Genomic DNA, 17,263 nt, shown 5'->3' with positions numbered 1-17,263 from the left:
CCGCCAGCCCGCACCTATTGGACGGCCGCCATTGGCCGCGGCGTGCCTGTGTTCAGCGTCGCCCGGACAATCAGGAAGCCAGGCCGCCCGCCGCGCGCAACTCGTCCGCCAGCGGACTCTGCTCGTCCAGCATCTCCAGTCCGCTCCACACGAATCCAGGCGAAACCGAGCAGTTCACCAGGGAATAATCGCCGTGGGTCCGCGCGCTTTGCCAGATACCCGCTGGAACGACCTGCAACAGCTGCCCGCCGCGCACCGAGGTGTCCAACTGCGCGCGGCTGAGCGTGCGGGCGTCGGCGTCGTACATCAACAGCTCGACAGCGCTGCCTTCCTGCCAGTCCCATATTTCGACGGCATCGACGCGGTGCCAGCGGCTGCGGACGCCCTCGGTAAGCAGGAAATGGATCGAAGTGATCGCGGGCCGAAGCACGCCATTCTCCATCACCTGTTTAGTGGATTCGTAGACGCGCTTGTAGTGGCCGCCCTCGGGATGCGGCGACAGGTCCAGCGAACTGATCAGTTCGAGCGCGCGCGGGTGCATGCGATCATCCTAGTCCAACGCGGCGGAGTATCGCGCAATAAAAAACCCGCAATGGGATGCGGGTCTTTCTTTTGTGTTTTCGCGTTGGTCGGGACGGCCGGATTTGAACCGACGACCCTCTGCCCCCCAGGCAGATGCGCTACCAGGCTGCGCTACGCCCCGAACTGACGCGAATCCCCGCCTTGGCGGCGGGGCGGCAATTATAGCCGCATTTCCCAGTTCCTTCTCCCATTAAGGAAGAAGGAAACCGCTTAGCGACGCAGCAGCTGCAGGATCTCTTCCAACTCCATGCGCACCTGCTTGACGATCTGGTTGCTGAGCGCCGATTCCTGCTTGGCGCCCTCGCCTTCCAGGCGCAAGCGCGCGCCGCCGATGGTGTAGCCCTGCTCGTACAGCAGACCGCGGATCTGGCGCACCATCAGCACATCGTGGCGCTGGTAGTAACGGCGGTTGCCGCGGCGTTTGACCGGCTCCAGGCTGGGGAACTCGGTTTCCCAGTAGCGCAGGACATGGGGCTTGACGTCGCACAACTCGCTGACTTCACCGATGGTGAAATAGCGTTTGGCGGGAATCGGCGGTAGCTCGCGGTTGCTGCCCGGATCAAGCATGGTCGACTCCGGCGTAGGCTTCCACGCGCTCCTTCAGCTTCTGGCCCGGGCGGAAGGTGACCACGGTGCGTGCGGAAATCGGGATTTCCTCGCCGGTCTTGGGGTTGCGTCCGGGACGCTGGTTCTTGCGGCGCAGATCGAAGTTGCCGAAACCGGAAAGCTTGACCTGGCGGCCCTGCTCCAGCGCCTCGCGCAATACATCGAAGTACGCGTCGACGAATTCCTTTGCCTCGCGCTTATTCAGCCCGACTTCGTCGAACAGGCGCTCGGACATCTCCGCTTTCGTCAGTGCCATTTACCGCTCCCCTTCCCTTTCAATCACGGATCCTGCCGCCATGGTCGCGCCCGATGGCGGCAACCACCCCAGCCACGACCTCTTCCACATCGCGGTCGGTCAGGGTGCGTGAGTTGTCCTGCAAAATCAAGCCCATAGCCAAGCTCTTTTGACCAGATTCGACCCCTGCGCCAACATAGCGGTCGAACAGCAGCAGATCCCGCAGCAGCGGGCCTACCGCGGTACGAACGGTGGCGGAAATGGCCTGCCACGGCACTTCATCGGCGACGACGAACGCGAGATCCCGGCGGACGGACGGAAAGCGCGAAAGCTCCGCCGCTTTCGGTAATGCGCGCAGGGTCAAGGGCGCCAGATCCAGCTCGAATCCGATCACTTCGCCATCCAGGTCCAGCGTGCGTTGCAGGCGCGGATGCAACTCGCCGATCCAGCCGATGCAATGCCCGTCGCGGAACACATCGGCCGAGCGGCCCGGGTGACCGTAAGGGTTCTGCGAAGGGCGATATTCCAGCACCGCGCCGGATGCGGCGGCCAGGCTGTCGAGATCGCCCTTCAGATCGTGGAAATCCGCCTTGCGCGCCTTCTCGCTCCAGTGCTCCGGTCCGGCATTCCCATGGAGGGCAGCAGCGATGCGCTGCGTCTCGGTGGGCGCTGCGTCGCTGCCCTCCACGGACGTGTTGGCGGCGAATACATTGCCCAGCTCGAACAGGCGCACGCGCCCGGCTTGCCGCGCGACATTGCGCTGCAACGCAGAAACCAGCCCAGGCAGCAGGCGCGTGCGCATCACACCGAGTTCGGCGCTGAGCGGATTGGCCAGCGGAACGGCGCGCTCGGTCGCGCTCCATTGCTCCAGCAACCCGGCGTCCACGAAGGCGTAGTTGACCGTCTCCAGGTAATCGCGCGCGGCTAAATGGCGGCGCACGCTGGAAGCCTCCAGCTGGGTTTCCGTCGGCGCGGCGATACGGGTGGCACCGCCAGGCAGGGTGGTAGGTATGCGGTCATAGCCATGGATGCGCGCCAGCTCTTCGATCAGGTCCTCTTCGATGGCGATATCGAAGCGCCGACTGGGCGAAACCACTTTCCATCCCGCATCGTCGGCTTCGAGCTGCATACCGAGCGCATGCAAAATACGCTCCACGTCGGCGTCTGCGATTTCGATTCCCAGCACGCGGCCGATGCGGGCGCGGCGCAGCGCGATGCTGGCCGGCTTGGGCAGATGTTCCGGCAATACGGCTTCCACCACCGGACCAGGCGAACCGCCGGCCAGTTCCACCAACAGCCGCGTAGCCACCTCGATGGCCTGCCGCGGCAGTTCCGGATCCACGCCGCGTTCGAAACGATGGCCGGCGTCGGTATGCAAACCGAGCTTGCGTCCTCGGCCGATGATCGCGGAGGGAATCCAGTGCGCGGCTTCGAGGAATACGTTGCGCGTCGCCTCGGTCACGCGCGTGTCGTAGCCGCCCATGATGCCGCCGAGCGCGACCGCGCGACCGCCGGTGCCGCCGTGGCTGCTGTCGGATACCACCAGGAAATCCTCGTTGAGCGACACCGTGCGGCCATCGAGAAGTTTCAGCTCTTCACCACTACGCCCCTCACCCTCCCGCGCATGCCGCACCACGATGGGACCCACCAGCAGGTCGCGATCGAAGGCATGCATCGGTTGCCCGAGTTCCAGCATCACGTATTGGGTCACGTCGACCAGGAGACTGATCGGCCTGACGCCGCTACGACGCAAACGTTCGGCCATCCACACCGGCGTGGCGACCGCGGCGTTCACCCCTTCGATCACGCGTCCGACGAAGCGCGGCACTTTGGCGCCGGCGTCCAGTTCGACCGCAAGCGCGCTATCGTTGAGCGCCGGCATCGGTGTCGCGTCGAACGCGACCACTTCGCTGCCGCAGGCTGCGGCCACGTCGAAGGCGATGCCGCGCACGCTGAAGCAATCGGCGCGGTTGGGCGTGAGCTTGATTTCGATGCTTGCGTCGGGCAGCGAGAGATACTCGGCGATGGGCGCGCCGACCGGCGCATCGCTCGGCAGTTCCAGCAGTCCGGAGGCATCGGCGTCGATGCCCAGTTCCTTGGCCGAACACAGCATGCCGTTGGAATCCACGCCACGCAGCTTGGCCGCCTTGATGGTGATCTCGCCGACCACCGTGCCGACTGTCGCCAGCGGCGCGACCAGTCCTGGGCGGGCGTTCGGCGCGCCGCAGACGATCTGCAGCAGCTCGCCCTGCCCGGCATCGACCTTGCAGACCTGCAGACGGTCGGCTTCGGGGTGTTTGGCGCATTCCACGATGCGCGCCACGATCACGCCGGCCAGCGATTCGCCGAGAGGAATGACCTCCTCGACTTCCAGGCCGATGGCGGTCAGCGTGGCGGCGAGTTCGTCGCGCGAGGCGTCGGTGGGAACGTGGCTGCGCAGCCAGTTTTCAGAGAACTTCATCGTCTTGTTACCTTGATCCTGTCATCCCGAGCGCAGCGAGGGATCTGCTCTTGGGCCGATGGTGGAAAGCAGATCCCTCGCTACGCTCGGGATGACAACGGTTATGCGAATTGCCTGAGGAAACGCACATCGTTCTCGAAGAACGCGCGCAGGTCGTTGACGCCGTAGCGCAGCATGGCGAAGCGTTCCACGCCCATGCCGAAGGCGAACCCGGTGTAGCGCTCCGGGTCTATGCCGCAGCTCCTGAGCACGTTCGGATGGACCATGCCGCAGCCCAGCACTTCCAGCCAGCGCGTGCTGCCGTCGGGTTGCTGCCAGGCGATGTCGACTTCCGCGCCGGGTTCGACGAACGGGAAATAGCTGGGGCGGAAACGCATTTCGAAATCGCGCTCGAAGAACGCGCGTACGAATTCGGCCAGCGTGCCCTTGAGGTCGGCGAAGGTGGAATGCTCGTCGACCAGTAGACCTTCGACTTGATGGAACATCGGCGAATGGGTCTGGTCGCTGTCGCTGCGATAGACCTTGCCGGCGGCGATCATGCGTAGCGGCGGCGCGTGCTCGCCCATGTAACGCACCTGCACTCCGGACGTATGCGTGCGCAGCAGGCGCCCATCGCCGAAGTAGAAGGTGTCGTGCATGGCGCGCGCCGGATGGTGCGGCGGGAAATTCAACGCCTCGAAGTTGTGCCAGTCGTCCTCGATTTCCGGGCCGTCGGCCAGTTCGTAACCCAGCCGACCGAAGATGTCGGCGATGCGCTCCAGCGTGCGGCTGATGGGATGCAGGCCGCCGCGCGTGGGGTCGCGGCCAGGCAGGGTGACATCGATGCTTTCGCCGCCGAGGCGGGCGTCCAGAGCCGCGTCTTCCAGTAGTACTTTGCGCGCCGACAAAGCGTTGGCGATGGCGTCGCGCGCTACATTGATCGCTTCGCCAGCGGCCTTGCGCTGGTCGGCCGGAAGCGTGCCCAGTTGTTTGAGTTGCGCGGTGACGCTGCCGTTCTTGCCCAGCAAGGCTACGCGCAAGGATTCGAGCGCGTCGGGCGACTGCGCGGCGGCGATGTCGGCCAACGCCTGAGTGGACAGTGATTCGATATCGCTCATTCGTTCACAACCCCGGAAAACTTGTATTCGTCATCCCAGCGAACGCTGGGATCCATCTTGACTTTGCCGTTGCTTCAATCCTTGCAGGGTCAAGAACAACAACAGAATGGATTCCAGCTTTCGCTGGAATGACGACGTACGAAACTGGAAGGACGTCGTAAAAAACAATGGGGAAGGACTTGCGCCCTTCCCCACGTGTTCGGCGATGGATTGCCAGTGTTGCTTTGGTGGAGATCGCTGGCTTACGCCGCGAGTGCGCTCTTGGCTTTTTCCGCCAAGGCCGCAAAACCTACCGAATCGTGCACGGCGATATCAGCCAGCACCTTGCGGTCCAGGGTGATGCCGGCCTTCAGCATGCCGTTCATGAAACGGCTGTAGCTCAGACCATTCATGCGGGCAGCCGCGTTGATGCGGGTGATCCACAGCGAACGGAAATTGCGCTTCTTCTGCTTGCGTCCGATATAGGCGTACTGACCGGCCTTGATGACGGCCTGGTTGGCGACGCGGAAGACCTTGCGGCGGGCGTTGTAGTAGCCCTTCGCGAGCTTCAGGATTTTCTTGTGACGGCGGCGCGCCGTTACACCACGTTTAACTCGTGCCATTGTTCAGTCCTCAGAGATACGGAAGCATACGATCCAGACGCTTGGAGTCTTCGGCACGAATGATGTTCGTTGCACGAAGGCCGCGCTTACGCTTGGTCGACTTCTTGGTGAGGATGTGGCTCTTGTTGGCGTGGCCAGCCTTGTATTTGCCGGAAGCGGTCTTCCGGAAACGCTTGGCCGCCGCCCGGTGGGTCTTGATCTTGGGCATTGCGGTGATCCTTGTTGGTTTCTGTAACTGACCCGGGCGGCAACTCTCGTTGCGCTTTCCATCCATGCCCAATGTCGGCTTGTAAGTCGTTGAATCTGTTAGGAAATAAACGACATGTCCTGTGGCTGCGAGCAGCCGCCCGGATGACCGGGCCGCGTATTATGCCCGGAGCGGGAATTCCTTGCAAATCAGGGTTTTGCTCCCTTCTCCCCTCGGGAGAAGGTGGCGCGCAGCGCCGGATGAGGGCGGAGGAACTCCAACCCACGGAAACTGCGCAGCAATCTGATGGCCCCTTCCCTCATCCGCCCTTCGGGCACCTTCTCCTGGCGGGAGAAGGAAAAACCTCTACTTCTTCTTAGGCGCGATCATCATCACCATCTGCCGCCCTTCCAGACGGGGGCGCGATTCGATCACGATCTCGTCGCCGAGCTCGGTTTCGATGCGCGTGGCCATCTCGCGGCCCAACTCCTGGTGGCTCATTTCGCGGCCACGGAAGCGGATGTTGATCTTGACCTTGTCGCCTTCTTCCAGGAAGCGGCGGATATTGCGCATCTTGATCTGATAGTCGCCCTCGTCGGTGACCGGCCGGAACTTGAGTTCCTTGATCTCGACCTGTTTCTGCTTCTTTTTGGCGGCGTTGGCCTTTTTCTGGGCTTCGAACTTGAACTTGCCGAAGTCCATGATGCGGCAGACGGGCGGATCAGCGGTGGGCTGGATCTCGACCAAATCCATGCCGGACTCCTCGGCCAGCGCCAGCGCGGCGTCGCGCGACAGGACTCCGACCATTTCGCCATCGGCACCGATCACACGCACATTGGGTACGCGGATCTCCTGATTCTTGCGGTTTTGCTTGTTATCGGGGGTACTGATTGTTGCAATCTCCCAAGGGATACATCCATGCCGACCCCCGCGGGGGTCGGGACATTTCTTACGCGGCTTGCTCGGCGCGCAGGCGCTCGGCGAAAGCTGCGATGCTCATTGTGCCTAAATCTTCGCCCGAACGCGTGCGCACGGCGATGGCCCCATTCTCCTTCTCGCGGTCCCCGACCACCAACAGGTAGGGCACCCGCTGCAGCGTATGCTCGCGGATCTTATAGCCGATCTTCTCGTTGCGCAAATCGGAAGCGATCCGGAAGCCTTGATTTGCAAGGGTTTTCTGGACTTCGGCCACGTAGTCGGCCTGGGCGTCGGTGATGTTTATGACCACTGCCTGGCGGGGGGCCAGCCAGGCCGGGAAGGCACCGGCATGGTGTTCGATCAGGATGCCGATGAAGCGTTCCATCGAGCCGACGATGGCACGATGCAGCATCACCGGGTGCTGGCGCGCGGAATTCTCGTCGATATAGCCCGCTCCCAGCCGCTCCGGCATCATGAAATCGACCTGCATCGTGCCCAGCTGCCAGGTCCGGCCGATGGCGTCCTTGAGGTGGTATTCGATTTTGGGGCCGTAGAACGCGCCCTCGCCCGGCAATTCCTGCCATTCCACTCCGCACACGCCCAGCGCCGAACGCAGCGCGCCTTCGGCCTTGTCCCAGGTGGCGTCGTCGCCCAGCCGCGATTCCGGGCGCAGGGCGATCTTGATTTGAATCTCGTCGAAACCGAACGTCTTGTAGACCGCCAGCGCCTGCTGGTGGAAGGCGGTGACTTCGGCCTCGATCTGGTCCTCGGTGCAGAAGATGTGGCCGTCGTCCTGGGTGAAGCCGCGCACGCGCAGGATGCCATGCAGCGCGCCCGAAGGTTCGTTGCGGTGGCAGGCGCCGAATTCGCCGTAGCGGATCGGCAGGTCGCGGTAGCTGTGCAGGCCCTGGTTGAACACCTGCACGTGGCCCGGGCAGTTCATCGGCTTCAGCGCATAGGTGCGCTTCTCCGACTCGGTGAAGAACATGTTTTCCTTGTAGTTGTCCCAGTGGCCGGATTTCTGCCACAGCGACACGTCCAGGATCTGCGGGCAGCGCACTTCCTGGTAGCCGGAATCGCGATAGACCTTGCGCATGTACTGCTCGACCACCTGCCAGATGGCCCAGCCGCGCGGATGCCAGAACACCAGGCCGGGGGCCTCTTCCTGCAGGTGAAAAAGCTCTTGCTGCTTGCCGATCTTGCGGTGGTCGCGCTTGTCGGCTTCCTCGATGCGCAGGATGTAGGCGTCCAGCTGCTTCTTGTCGGCCCAGGCGGTGCCGTAGATGCGCTGCAACTGTTCGTTCTTGGCGTCGCCACGCCAGTACGCGCCGGAGATGCGGGTGAGCTTGAACGACTTCAGGAAGCGCGTGTTGGGCACGTGCGGGCCGCGGCACATGTCCACGTACTCCTGGTGGTAATACAGGCCCATCGCGGTTTCGTCGGGCATGTCGTCGATCAGGCGCAGTTTGTATTCCTCGCCACGCGCCTTGAACACCTCGATCACTTCCGCGCGCGGCGTGACCTTCTTGACCACGTCGTAGTCCTGTTCGATCAGCTCGCGCATGCGCTGCTCGATGGCGGCCAGGTCCTCCGGCGTGAACGGACGTTCGTTCCAGATGTCGTAGTAGAAACCTTCGGCGATGACCGGGCCGATCACCATCTTGGCCTGGGGGAACAGCTGCTTCACCGCATGGCCGACCAGATGCGCGCTGGAGTGGCGGATGATTTCCAGCCCCTCCTCGTCCTTGGGCGTGATGATGCGCAAGGAGGCGTCGTGATCGATGCGGTCGCTGGCATCCACCAGCTTGCCGTCCACTACGCCGGCCACCGTGGCCTTGGCCAGGCCGGCGCCGATGGACTGCGCCACTTCCATGACGCTGACGGGGTTTTCGAATTCGCGGCGGCTGCCGTCGGGGAGGGTGATCGTGATCATTTAGTCAGTACCAGATACGAAAAAAGGCGCTGCGCGCCTTCGATACACCAACGGAAGAGGCGGGCAGGAAAGTCAGCAGGGGAAGTTGGTAGTGCTCATGTCGCACGCTCGACGGCTGGTTGCCGCCACCTCTGGATTGTCTTTGTTGCCGAATCCACGCCGTTCCGGCGTGGTGGGCGGTACAGGGTTCGAACCTGTGACCCCTACCATGTCAAGGTAGTGCTCTACCGCTGAGCTAACCGCCCGGTATGCCCCGAAAGGACGCTTTCAGGGGCGCGCATCATAACATCCATGCGTGCGGCGCGGAATCGGTCGGTCCACGGTTTCCGTGCGTCGGGGGCGTGGCCCCGACCTACGACCATCCCCGACCGTGTCAGATGACCAGGCTGGCGTCCTTCAGCCTGTGGATCTCGTCGCGCAGCCGCGCCGCCTCCTCGAATTCCAGATCGCGGGCGTGCTGGTACATCTGCTGTTCCAGCGCCTTGAGCCGCGCGGCGATCTGGGCCGGGCTGAACGAGGCGTAGTCCGGGGCCTCCTCGGCCACACGGCGGCCTTTGCCGCGACCGCCTTTGCCGCTCTGGCCACCCTCGTTGGCCGCGTCGCTGCGCGCGCCTTCCAGGATGTCGACGATGGGTTTGGCGACCGAGATGGGGGTGATGCCGTGCTCGGCGTTGTATTCCACCTGCTTCTCGCGACGGCGATTGGTCTCGTCAATGGCGGCCTGCATGGAATTGGTGATCTTGTCGGCATACAGGATCGCCTTGCCGCGCAGATTGCGCGCGGCCCGGCCGATGGTCTGGATCAGCGAGCCGCGGGAACGTAGGAAACCTTCCTTGTCCGCGTCCAGGATCGCCACCAGCGACACCTCCGGCATGTCCAGGCCCTCGCGCAGCAGGTTGATGCCCACCAGCACATCGAACTTGCCCAGGCGCAGGTCGCGGATGATTTCCACGCGCTCCACCGTGTCCACGTCCGAATGCAGGTAGCGCACCTTGACCCCGTGTTCGCCCAGGTATTCGGTCAGGTTTTCGGCCATGCGTTTGGTCAGGGTGGTGATCAGCACGCGGTCGCCCATCGCCACCCGCAGATTGATCTCCGACAGCACATCGTCGACCTGCGAAGCCACCGGGCGGATTTCCACCGGCGGATCGATAAGCCCGGTCGGACGCACCACCAGTTCCACCACTTCCCCGCCCGATTCCCGCAGTTCGTAGGGCCCCGGAGTCGCGGACACGTAGATGCTGCGCGGCGAACGCGCCTCCCACTCCTCGAACTTCAGCGGCCGATTATCCAGCGCCGACGGCAGCCGGAAACCGAATTCCACCAGCGTCTCCTTGCGCGACCGGTCGCCCTTGTACATGGCGCCGATCTGCGGAATGGTCACGTGCGATTCGTCGCAGACCAGCAGCGCGTCGGGCGGCAGGTAATCGAACAGCGTCGGCGGCGGCTCGCCCGGCGCCTTGCCGGTGAGGTGGCGCGAGTAGTTCTCGATGCCGTTGCAGAAACCGACTTCGGCCATCATCTCCACATCGAACTGGGTGCGCTGCGCCAGACGCTGCGCCTCCACCAGCTTGTTCTGCGCGTACAGCTGCTCCAGGCGCTCCTTCAACTCGATCTTGATCGTGTCGATGGCCGCCAGCACGCGGTCGCGCGTGGTCGCGTAATGGGTCTTGGGATAGATGGTGAAGCGCGGCAGCTTGCGCAGGGTCTCGCCGGTCAGAGGATCGAACAGGGTCAGGTTCTCGATTTCGCCGTCGAACAGTTCGATCCGCAGCGCCTCGATGTCCGATTCGGCCGGAAACACGTCGATGACCTCGCCCTTCACCCGGAACGTGCCGCGGTGCAGTTCGTATTCGTTGCGCGTGTACTGCAGATCGCTCAGCTGCCGGATCAGCTGGCGCTGATCGATGTGCTCGCCGCGCGACAGGATCAGACGCAGCGACAAATAGTCCTCCGGCGCGCCCAAGCCGTAGATCGCCGAAACCGTGGCGACCACTATCGTGTCGCGGCGGGACAGCAGCGCCTTGGTCGCGGCCAAACGCATCTGCTCGATGTGTTCGTTGATCGAGCTGTCTTTCTCGATGAAGGTGTCCGATGACGGCACATAGGCTTCCGGCTGGTAGTAGTCGTAATAGCTGACGAAATACTCGACCGAGTTGTTCGGGAAGAAAGCCTTGAACTCGCCATACAGCTGGGCGGCCAGGGTCTTGTTGGGCGCCATGACCAGGGTCGGCTTCTGCACCGCTTGCACCACGTTGGCGATGGTGTAGGTCTTGCCGGAACCGGTGACGCCCAGCAGGGTCTGCTTGGCCAAGCCAGACTCGAAGCCCTCGATCAGCTTGGCGATCGCCTGCGGCTGGTCGCCGGCGGGGGAATAGGAGGAAACGAGTTCGAAACGATCGGTCATGGCGGAAATTCTGCGGCGATTGGCCAGTATAGCGGCGACCCGGATTACGTCCGCGTCAGGGAATTCCCTACATGCCCTTGCGCGCCCCGCCGATGCCCTCGCCTTGGGAAGGAGAGGAATCTGCAGATGCCCAGACAGGGCTACTGGAGAAAAGCCATGCATCGGATGCCCGCAACCTCCCCCGCCAAACCCACGAATCGTTCCCCCAACCGCTTACGAGGCTTCAGCTTGGTCGAGGCCCTTGTCGTTATGGCTATTTCGGTCATTGGCTTAGTGATAGGGGTTCCTTCCTATCGCAGCTTGATGGAGCACCAACGCGCGAGTTCGGCCATGCACCTGCTCACCGCACACATGGCCTCGGCGCGGAACACCGCCATCAGCTACCGCATCCCGACCGTGGTCTGCCCTTCGAACCGCGCCGGCGGTTGCCGTATGGATGGCGACTGGAGCCAGGGCTGGCTGATGTTCTTCGACGCCGATGGCAACCGGCAGCCCGACGCTAGGGAAGACGTGCTTCGGGACGAAAATGCGCCAATCCACCCCTCGCTCCGCATCGTGTCGTCCAAGGGCCGCCCGCAACTGCGCTACCTGCCCGACGGGCGTAGCAGCGGCAGCAATATCACCGTGCGCCTGTGCCGCGAGGATGAATTGCTGGGTCAGGTAGTGGTCAATAACGCGGGGCGGATCCGCAGCGAAAGCTTTTCCGGATCAATACCCTGCCAGGGCTGAGGCCCTCAGGGCCTGGATCAGCGCAAGGCGGAGATTTCCGTGCCGCGCCAGACCAAGCCGTCCTCCAGCCTTGCCTGAGCGAATGCCGCCGCCTACAATGGCCGCCCCGCCCGAATAGCTCAGCCGGTTAGAGCACTTGACTGTTAATCAGGGGGTCGTTGGTTCGAGTCCAACTTCGGGCGCCAGAAAAACAAAGGCTTGTGTCGAAAGGCACAGGCCTTTCTTGTGCCCGGCGAAAACTAAAGATTCTTCACGGAAATCCGGAATGACAAAACGGCATTGCGCTACATGCGACAGCGCTCTATTCCCTATTCCGATATCGGCCGCTAGGTCATTGCGCGACATTCTCTGCGTCACAGTGGACAAGGCGCGTGTTCGCGGCAGGGAAGTTGCCGCCCATGCAAATAGGGCTGCGCCCGTCGTGGAACCTCCCGATGAGCGACACTCATAGAGCATGCATGCGATGCGGGCTCAGGCGATCCTGACTGCCATCGCGATACTTCGTTCAATGCATTACAGAAACGCCAGTGAGTGAGTGCTGCCTTGCATCTGCCTACTTCGCACCTTTTCCTTGGTGCGGATGGCTACGGTGACTTACAACACGCCGTTCGTCGTCTGCCCCAGCAATGGCGACAGATGCCGGGCGACAGCGACGGTGGCCATACTTGGCGATGGTCTGCGATGCCGATGGCAACAAGCAGTCTGACAAGCCTGCGGACATCTACTGGATTGATGCAGCGCCCCAACATTCCAAGCTGCGCATTGTTCCTTCGGCTCAACGAAACTTGTGCGCACGTTGCCGAGACGATGGAAAATCAACGTCAGCAGGCCGACTTACCAGCAATCCGCCGGCGTCGAAGATGCGGTTCCGCTTGCAGTTCTAGCACCCTGCGCGTTGAGGGAGAGCGTGCCGCACTTGGGATCGTTCTGTCTGGTGGTGGGACTTGCCGTCAGGACGAAGGTCTTCGCTGCCGGCGTACCGTTAAAAGCGATTGTATAAAAATCGTTGAGCTCCGGCCCACATTGCGCAGGATTGGGCGCGCCTGCATACGTCAACGTCGTGGTGTAGTAGCGCTCCATGAAGTGGGCGCGCTCCTGTAAGCAAGTGGCCGCCGCCGCCCTGCGAGACTTCAGAACGTACTCCCGATAGCTCGCGTTGGCGACGGTGGCCAGAATCGCCACGATTGCGACCACGATCATCAGCTCGAGCAGACTGAAGCCCACTACCGAATAACGTGACGAGCGCCAATAGAAAGTTTTAGTTGCCATTCAACAACTCCCTCCAGGAAACACGCTTAACGGTGGATTGCGATGCGCTGGTCTTCATCTTCGCGTAGGTACCATTGTCCAGACTGGTGTACATGTAAGATCCCAGGAAAATCGGATTGTTAGGACCACTGCCATAGCCGACACCCGAGTACGGCGTGCCAGTATCGCCGCCCTGGTAATCCCCGCCGTCACCCACCGTTCCCGACTGGTTGATGTCGAAGAAGGCGCTGCCCAGCCGGCCACCTGTGAATGGATCGATGGCCATCGTATAGCCCTTACCTGTCGGCGAGCATGGATCGTTCGAGTCCGGATAGCGGGTGGTGCCAATCAGGGCGAGGCCCTGGAAGAAGTTGGGCACCACCATGCGCTCGCCCTTGGCGCTCGCTGTTCCCGCCGCTTCCGCGGGAGACTGCAGGTCAATGTACCAGCCATTGGCACCAGCCGCGTCCACCTTTTCGATGACACGCCCCACTGTATCCTGATGGATGATGCTGGACTGGTTCAGCGTGCTCTTGGCTACCAAGCTGTCGCGATCAATGATTCCGTACCAGCCCTGCACGGCCTGGTTCGCCGTAGTGCTGGTGTCCGCCATGCTGAGGTAGCGGCCCGTGCCGAAGAACACCCAGGTATCCGGCGGATTGTAAGGATTCTTGGAAACCAGAGGCGCCACGGTAATCGGCTGACTGGTACCCGCAGCGAATAGCCTGGTGCCGCTGCCACCAATGTCAAATTTCCATAGATTGCCATCCATGTCCCCGGCATAGACCGTATCGAAGTAGCCATCCGGCGGGCTTCCTGTGGTCGCACCTTGGCCATCCCACACATTGACCGGTGACAGACCGTTATTGGTACCAACGCCAGTATTGATCGAGCCATCATCTGCGCCCGTCATGGCATCTAAGATAACCAGAGCAGACGTTCCGTTAGTGCTGTTGGGCCCATTACCGAGGAACACACGCCAATCACCTGATGCCGCTTGCGCAATGATCGGGCGACCCAAGCTATTGCCCAGCATCTGGCCCACGGTACTGGCATCTTTCTTTTTTTCCCACAGCAGACTAGGGCTGTCCGGGTTGGTCACGTCCATTGCGAATACGGTGGTGCCGCCACGCCCCATCGTGCCCACCAGGATTGTTTTCCAAGTAGCGCCGTCTTTCACATCCGCGACGGTCATTTCACCGTCAACGGAGAAAGCATGGTCGTACTCGGGATCCCAGTAGGGATACTTGTTGGTGGACACATCGCTCTGCTTCAGTACCGCCATGGCTTCGGTGGGCATGAACGCGAACAGTTCCTTGCCCGCATTGGCCGCATTTGTCGTATCGCTGGCATCGGGTGCCCAGAAGGCATGCAACATTCCGTCATTGGCCCCCACATAGACCGCTGGCTTGCGACTGGCATTGGCGGACACGAAAGAAGCGTAGCTTGCATCATTGGCATACAGATTGGCGTTGGGCTTGCCCACGTACACCGGGGTGGAGTTGATGATATCGCCGAGCATGCCGCGTCGGTTGCGGAACTGTTTCAGGCTACCGGTCGCCGTGGACTGCCGCTCGTGGGTGCGGTCCCCAAGAAGGTATTTGAGCTGGTTGTCGGTGACTGCCAGCGCAGCAGGATTCACCAGCGTGGGGCTTGTCAGGACGCCACCCGTCCAGTTGCTGATGAAATTAGAAAGCGACCCTGTTGCGTTCTTGTAGAGAACCTTGCGCTGCGTGTAATCGAGTAGCGTAGCCGATGCGTTCACTTTCGGTTCGCCCGCGGCCTGTCCCAGCCAGTCAGAAGCATCCCAGCGATCAGTTAGCACGCCGGTGGAGGTATTCACGTCGCTGGCGGTAAGCCTGCCGCCCCAACCGTTGGACATATACTTCGCCTGGTAGGTGCGCGCTCCAATTTCCAATTTGGTGGTATTGCTGGCGAAGGAACTGCCAGAACCGCTGATGTCATCAGCGATCTTCTGGAAAGCGGCATTCAATCCATCGATCATCTTCTGGCCACTGTTGGCGAAATACATATTGCCGGGTCTGTAATAGGGAGCACCGGCCCCGTAAGTCTGTGTGTTGTCGCCCCAATTGGTGGTTGTACTCCACCAAGCATCGGGTCTACGGCCTGCATTGCCATTTGCATCGTAGTCATCTGCAGGGATTGCATACCCGCCGTACTTGGTGGCCAGGTAATACTGGTTGGTTGCATTACCTTTGAAATCGTTTCGTTCAACGACGTCCACCCAGTAGGTGCCCACCGATTGGCCACGCTTTTTATCCGGCGTGGTACTCAATACGGTATTGGGAACATCGGGTCTGACATCGGACAGGTGCGCCCAGAAAGCTAAGGAAGCGATGTTGTTTCTGTTGTTGTTTGCCCCTGGGCCGCCGGCACCATCTCCCTTCATATATCCCAGCCAGGTACTGGCACTGAACGGAGCGAGTGTTGTGCCAATACCAGTCTCCACATACTGATCTTCGCCATTGTTTGCCGTGTTCGTATCGCCGATTCCCAAAAACACGGTCGCTTGGCACTGGTATAGCATCGGATCGTAGTCGCTGGCGCGGACATTGCTGCTCCAGCTCGTGGCACCGCTGCCGCTCGCACTGTACCAATTCGCGATTACGGGCATACCGTCAGCGCGCCTGTATCTCTCCAGGGGCGTACTGCCCAGAGTTGAGAAGGCAGTAAGGTTCCCCAGGCCACGGATGTAACGCAGTGCGGTGTAGTAGAGTTCTGCGGCATTGTCGACCTCGTTGGAACCATCGCCTTTCAAAGTCCAGCGCCCAGTATCGGCATTGTTGGTGTTGCCGCTTCCCTTACCGGTACCGACCTGCCCAAAACGATTGATGTAGTTGATCACCCCGCTGTATTGAATACTGCAAGCACTTCCGTCCGGGGTGTCATTGACTGCGCAAGTGCCTCCGATAGCGGTACTGGAGGCATCTGTTGGATCCGGATTATCGATCAACACACCGGTGTTCAGATTCCATTCCGCAGTATCCATAGGCAATCGACTGGTCCTGTCTGGGTAGGGCTTTTCCAAACCGGCCGTCTCGGCCGCCGTGACCGGCCCAACGAGCTTCTGACGCGCACGCATTACCGCGCCATCGAAATCGGTATCCCGATTCTGGTAACTGAAAACGCTGTAACGCGTTTTCTTGGAGTTGCGCTGAATCAGACCTTCGGGTTTGTAGTAGCTGCCGTAGGGCGTACACAGGCTTGTCCGCGTGTCAAAGGTTCCATCGCATACCTGCACGCGCATGCTGACCGAATAGACCTGATTATTGCCATAGATGTAGCGATAGTTTGGAGTTTGGTTGGCTCGGTTAGGACGAACACATATGTTCCCGTTGAGCGTGTAGCCACTACCCGAACAATATGCCTCACAGTTGATACTGCCCGCCGTACAAGTGCCCGAGTTATTACCTGAATTTGGGAGATTATGGACGGCAGGATTGTAAAAGATCACGTTGCTGAGACCACCACCGGTCACTTGAACATCGGTGATCGTGACGACTGCGTCGCTACCCAGAGAGACGCTGGTATCGCCGGCAAACCACATTTGATTATGCAGGCCACCGATGCGCGTCCGGACCGCAGCGAACGAACCAGGCATTACGCTGCCCGCACCAGAAGCCAGCCTGCGAAACTGGTTGAAACCTGTGTTATAGCGATCCGACTCTGCCTTTTCCAAGTAGGTTTTGGATGCGATCTCGCGCCGGCCGTTGTTATCTGCCGGGCGCCCGACGCGATAACCGCCGGTCAGCGCCATACGGAAGGTGTCGGTCGCCTGTATCGAAGCCCAATTGAGAAAGTTGCCGCTCCAACGGGTACCACCCGAACAGGTTCGATTAGTCGCAGCCGCCGCTGGGCTGAAGTAACGATTCGCCTCTACTGCGTCATACACGTAGTCATAGCAGACATCGGAATTGAAGTAGCCCGCATAAGGGATGCTGGCACTGTAGTTGGCTGAACCCTCCGCCACACCTGCATCGTTGGCATGGGTCACCACGGTTGGCCACTCAACCGAAGGAATCAGCACCAGGTTACCCGGCACGCTGTTGTTGACCGTGAGTGGCTTGTTGTCGATTGCCACCCCGGAGATCGCCGATAGCGAACTGAGGCCCGCCAGCAAACCGGCGGCGAATGCCAACATTCGGCTAGTCGTTCGACGATTGCCACGACCCCCAGCAAATTCGTTACTACTGTTCATGACGATTCCCCCGAAACGGGTTTCTGGCTGCATGGTGGT

Annotated in this window: 13 protein-coding genes, 3 tRNA genes and 1 pseudogene; 3 read left to right on the top strand and 14 right to left on the bottom strand. The window is 61.2% G+C overall.

What is annotated here, in order from left to right:
* Window positions 1–70: 70 nt before the first annotated feature.
* The 12 genes from J2W94_RS01780 to uvrB form a co-directional block, all read right to left on the bottom strand.
* A complete protein-coding gene (locus J2W94_RS01780; RefSeq protein WP_310089916.1) occupies window positions 71–541 on the bottom strand; it encodes a cupin domain-containing protein in 471 nt (156 codons plus the stop codon).
* An 85-nt stretch (window positions 542–626) separates the two neighbouring features.
* Window positions 627–703: transfer RNA gene (locus J2W94_RS01775), tRNA-Pro, on the bottom strand.
* Between the two features lie 89 nt (window positions 704–792).
* On the bottom strand, window positions 793–1,149 hold the full coding sequence (locus J2W94_RS01770) for a MerR family transcriptional regulator (RefSeq protein WP_093281672.1): 357 nt from the start codon (window positions 1,147–1,149) through the stop codon (window positions 793–795).
* A complete protein-coding gene (locus J2W94_RS01765) occupies window positions 1,142–1,444 on the bottom strand; it encodes an integration host factor subunit alpha (RefSeq protein ID WP_310089915.1) in 303 nt (100 codons plus the stop codon). The genes J2W94_RS01770 and J2W94_RS01765 overlap by 8 nt, the downstream gene beginning before the upstream one ends.
* A 19-nt stretch (window positions 1,445–1,463) precedes the next feature.
* Window positions 1,464–3,884: a phenylalanine--tRNA ligase subunit beta gene (gene pheT / locus J2W94_RS01760; RefSeq protein ID WP_310089914.1), complete on the bottom strand. Its 2,421-nt coding sequence runs from the start codon at window positions 3,882–3,884 to the stop codon at window positions 1,464–1,466.
* 101 nt (window positions 3,885–3,985) lie between these two features.
* Window positions 3,986–4,981 carry a phenylalanine--tRNA ligase subunit alpha gene (gene pheS, locus J2W94_RS01755; protein WP_310089913.1) on the bottom strand — a complete coding sequence of 332 codons (996 nt, stop codon included), beginning with the start codon at window positions 4,979–4,981 and terminating at the stop codon, window positions 3,986–3,988.
* Between the two features lie 242 nt (window positions 4,982–5,223).
* The gene (gene rplT / locus J2W94_RS01750; RefSeq protein WP_162350154.1) at window positions 5,224–5,583 is read right to left on the bottom strand and encodes a 50S ribosomal protein L20; all 360 of its coding nucleotides are present in this window, start codon (window positions 5,581–5,583) and stop codon (window positions 5,224–5,226) included.
* 10 nt (window positions 5,584–5,593) lie between these two features.
* Window positions 5,594–5,791 (bottom strand): 50S ribosomal protein L35, encoded by a 198-nt coding sequence (rpmI, locus tag J2W94_RS01745; RefSeq protein WP_162313420.1) that lies wholly within the window; start codon window positions 5,789–5,791, stop codon window positions 5,594–5,596.
* Between the two features lie 345 nt (window positions 5,792–6,136).
* Window positions 6,137–6,661: a translation initiation factor IF-3 gene (infC, locus tag J2W94_RS01740; RefSeq protein ID WP_310091546.1), complete on the bottom strand. Its 525-nt coding sequence runs from the start codon at window positions 6,659–6,661 to the stop codon at window positions 6,137–6,139.
* Between the two features lie 58 nt (window positions 6,662–6,719).
* Window positions 6,720–8,621, bottom strand: coding sequence for a threonine--tRNA ligase (gene thrS, locus J2W94_RS01735; RefSeq protein WP_310089911.1), 1,902 nt, complete (start codon window positions 8,619–8,621; stop codon window positions 6,720–6,722).
* A gap of 170 nt (window positions 8,622–8,791) precedes the next feature.
* A tRNA-Val gene (locus J2W94_RS01730) sits at window positions 8,792–8,866 on the bottom strand.
* A gap of 128 nt (window positions 8,867–8,994) precedes the next feature.
* Window positions 8,995–11,028: an excinuclease ABC subunit UvrB gene (gene uvrB, locus J2W94_RS01725; RefSeq protein ID WP_310089910.1), complete on the bottom strand. Its 2,034-nt coding sequence runs from the start codon at window positions 11,026–11,028 to the stop codon at window positions 8,995–8,997.
* A gap of 126 nt (window positions 11,029–11,154) precedes the next feature.
* Here uvrB and J2W94_RS18125 point away from each other — a divergent pair.
* The 3 genes and pseudogenes from J2W94_RS18125 to J2W94_RS01715 form a co-directional block, all read left to right on the top strand.
* Window positions 11,155–11,301, top strand: a pseudogene (locus J2W94_RS18125) (prepilin-type N-terminal cleavage/methylation domain-containing protein); the annotation flags it as partial.
* A 57-nt stretch (window positions 11,302–11,358) separates the two neighbouring features.
* Window positions 11,359–11,757 carry a GspH/FimT family protein gene (locus tag J2W94_RS01720; protein WP_310089908.1) on the top strand — a complete coding sequence of 133 codons (399 nt, stop codon included), beginning with the start codon at window positions 11,359–11,361 and terminating at the stop codon, window positions 11,755–11,757.
* A gap of 108 nt (window positions 11,758–11,865) precedes the next feature.
* Window positions 11,866–11,942, top strand: a tRNA-Asn gene (locus tag J2W94_RS01715).
* A 649-nt stretch (window positions 11,943–12,591) separates the two neighbouring features.
* Here the strand turns inward: J2W94_RS01715 and J2W94_RS01710 are convergent.
* A complete protein-coding gene (locus J2W94_RS01710) occupies window positions 12,592–13,026 on the bottom strand; it encodes a type IV pilin protein (RefSeq protein ID WP_310089907.1) in 435 nt (144 codons plus the stop codon).
* Complete coding sequence (locus J2W94_RS01705; RefSeq protein ID WP_310089906.1) at window positions 13,016–17,167, bottom strand: pilus assembly protein; 4,152 nt, start codon at window positions 17,165–17,167, stop codon at window positions 13,016–13,018. Before J2W94_RS01705 ends, J2W94_RS01710 begins: the two co-directional genes overlap by 11 nt.
* Window positions 17,168–17,263 lie beyond the last annotated feature (96 nt).

Origin of the sequence: Pseudoxanthomonas sacheonensis (assembly GCF_031455975.1) — a bacterium.
Taxonomy (GTDB): domain Bacteria; phylum Pseudomonadota; class Gammaproteobacteria; order Xanthomonadales; family Xanthomonadaceae; genus Pseudoxanthomonas_A; species Pseudoxanthomonas_A sacheonensis_A.
The sequence above is the reverse complement of the archived record's forward strand: the minus strand, read 5'-3'. Positions and strand labels throughout refer to the sequence as shown.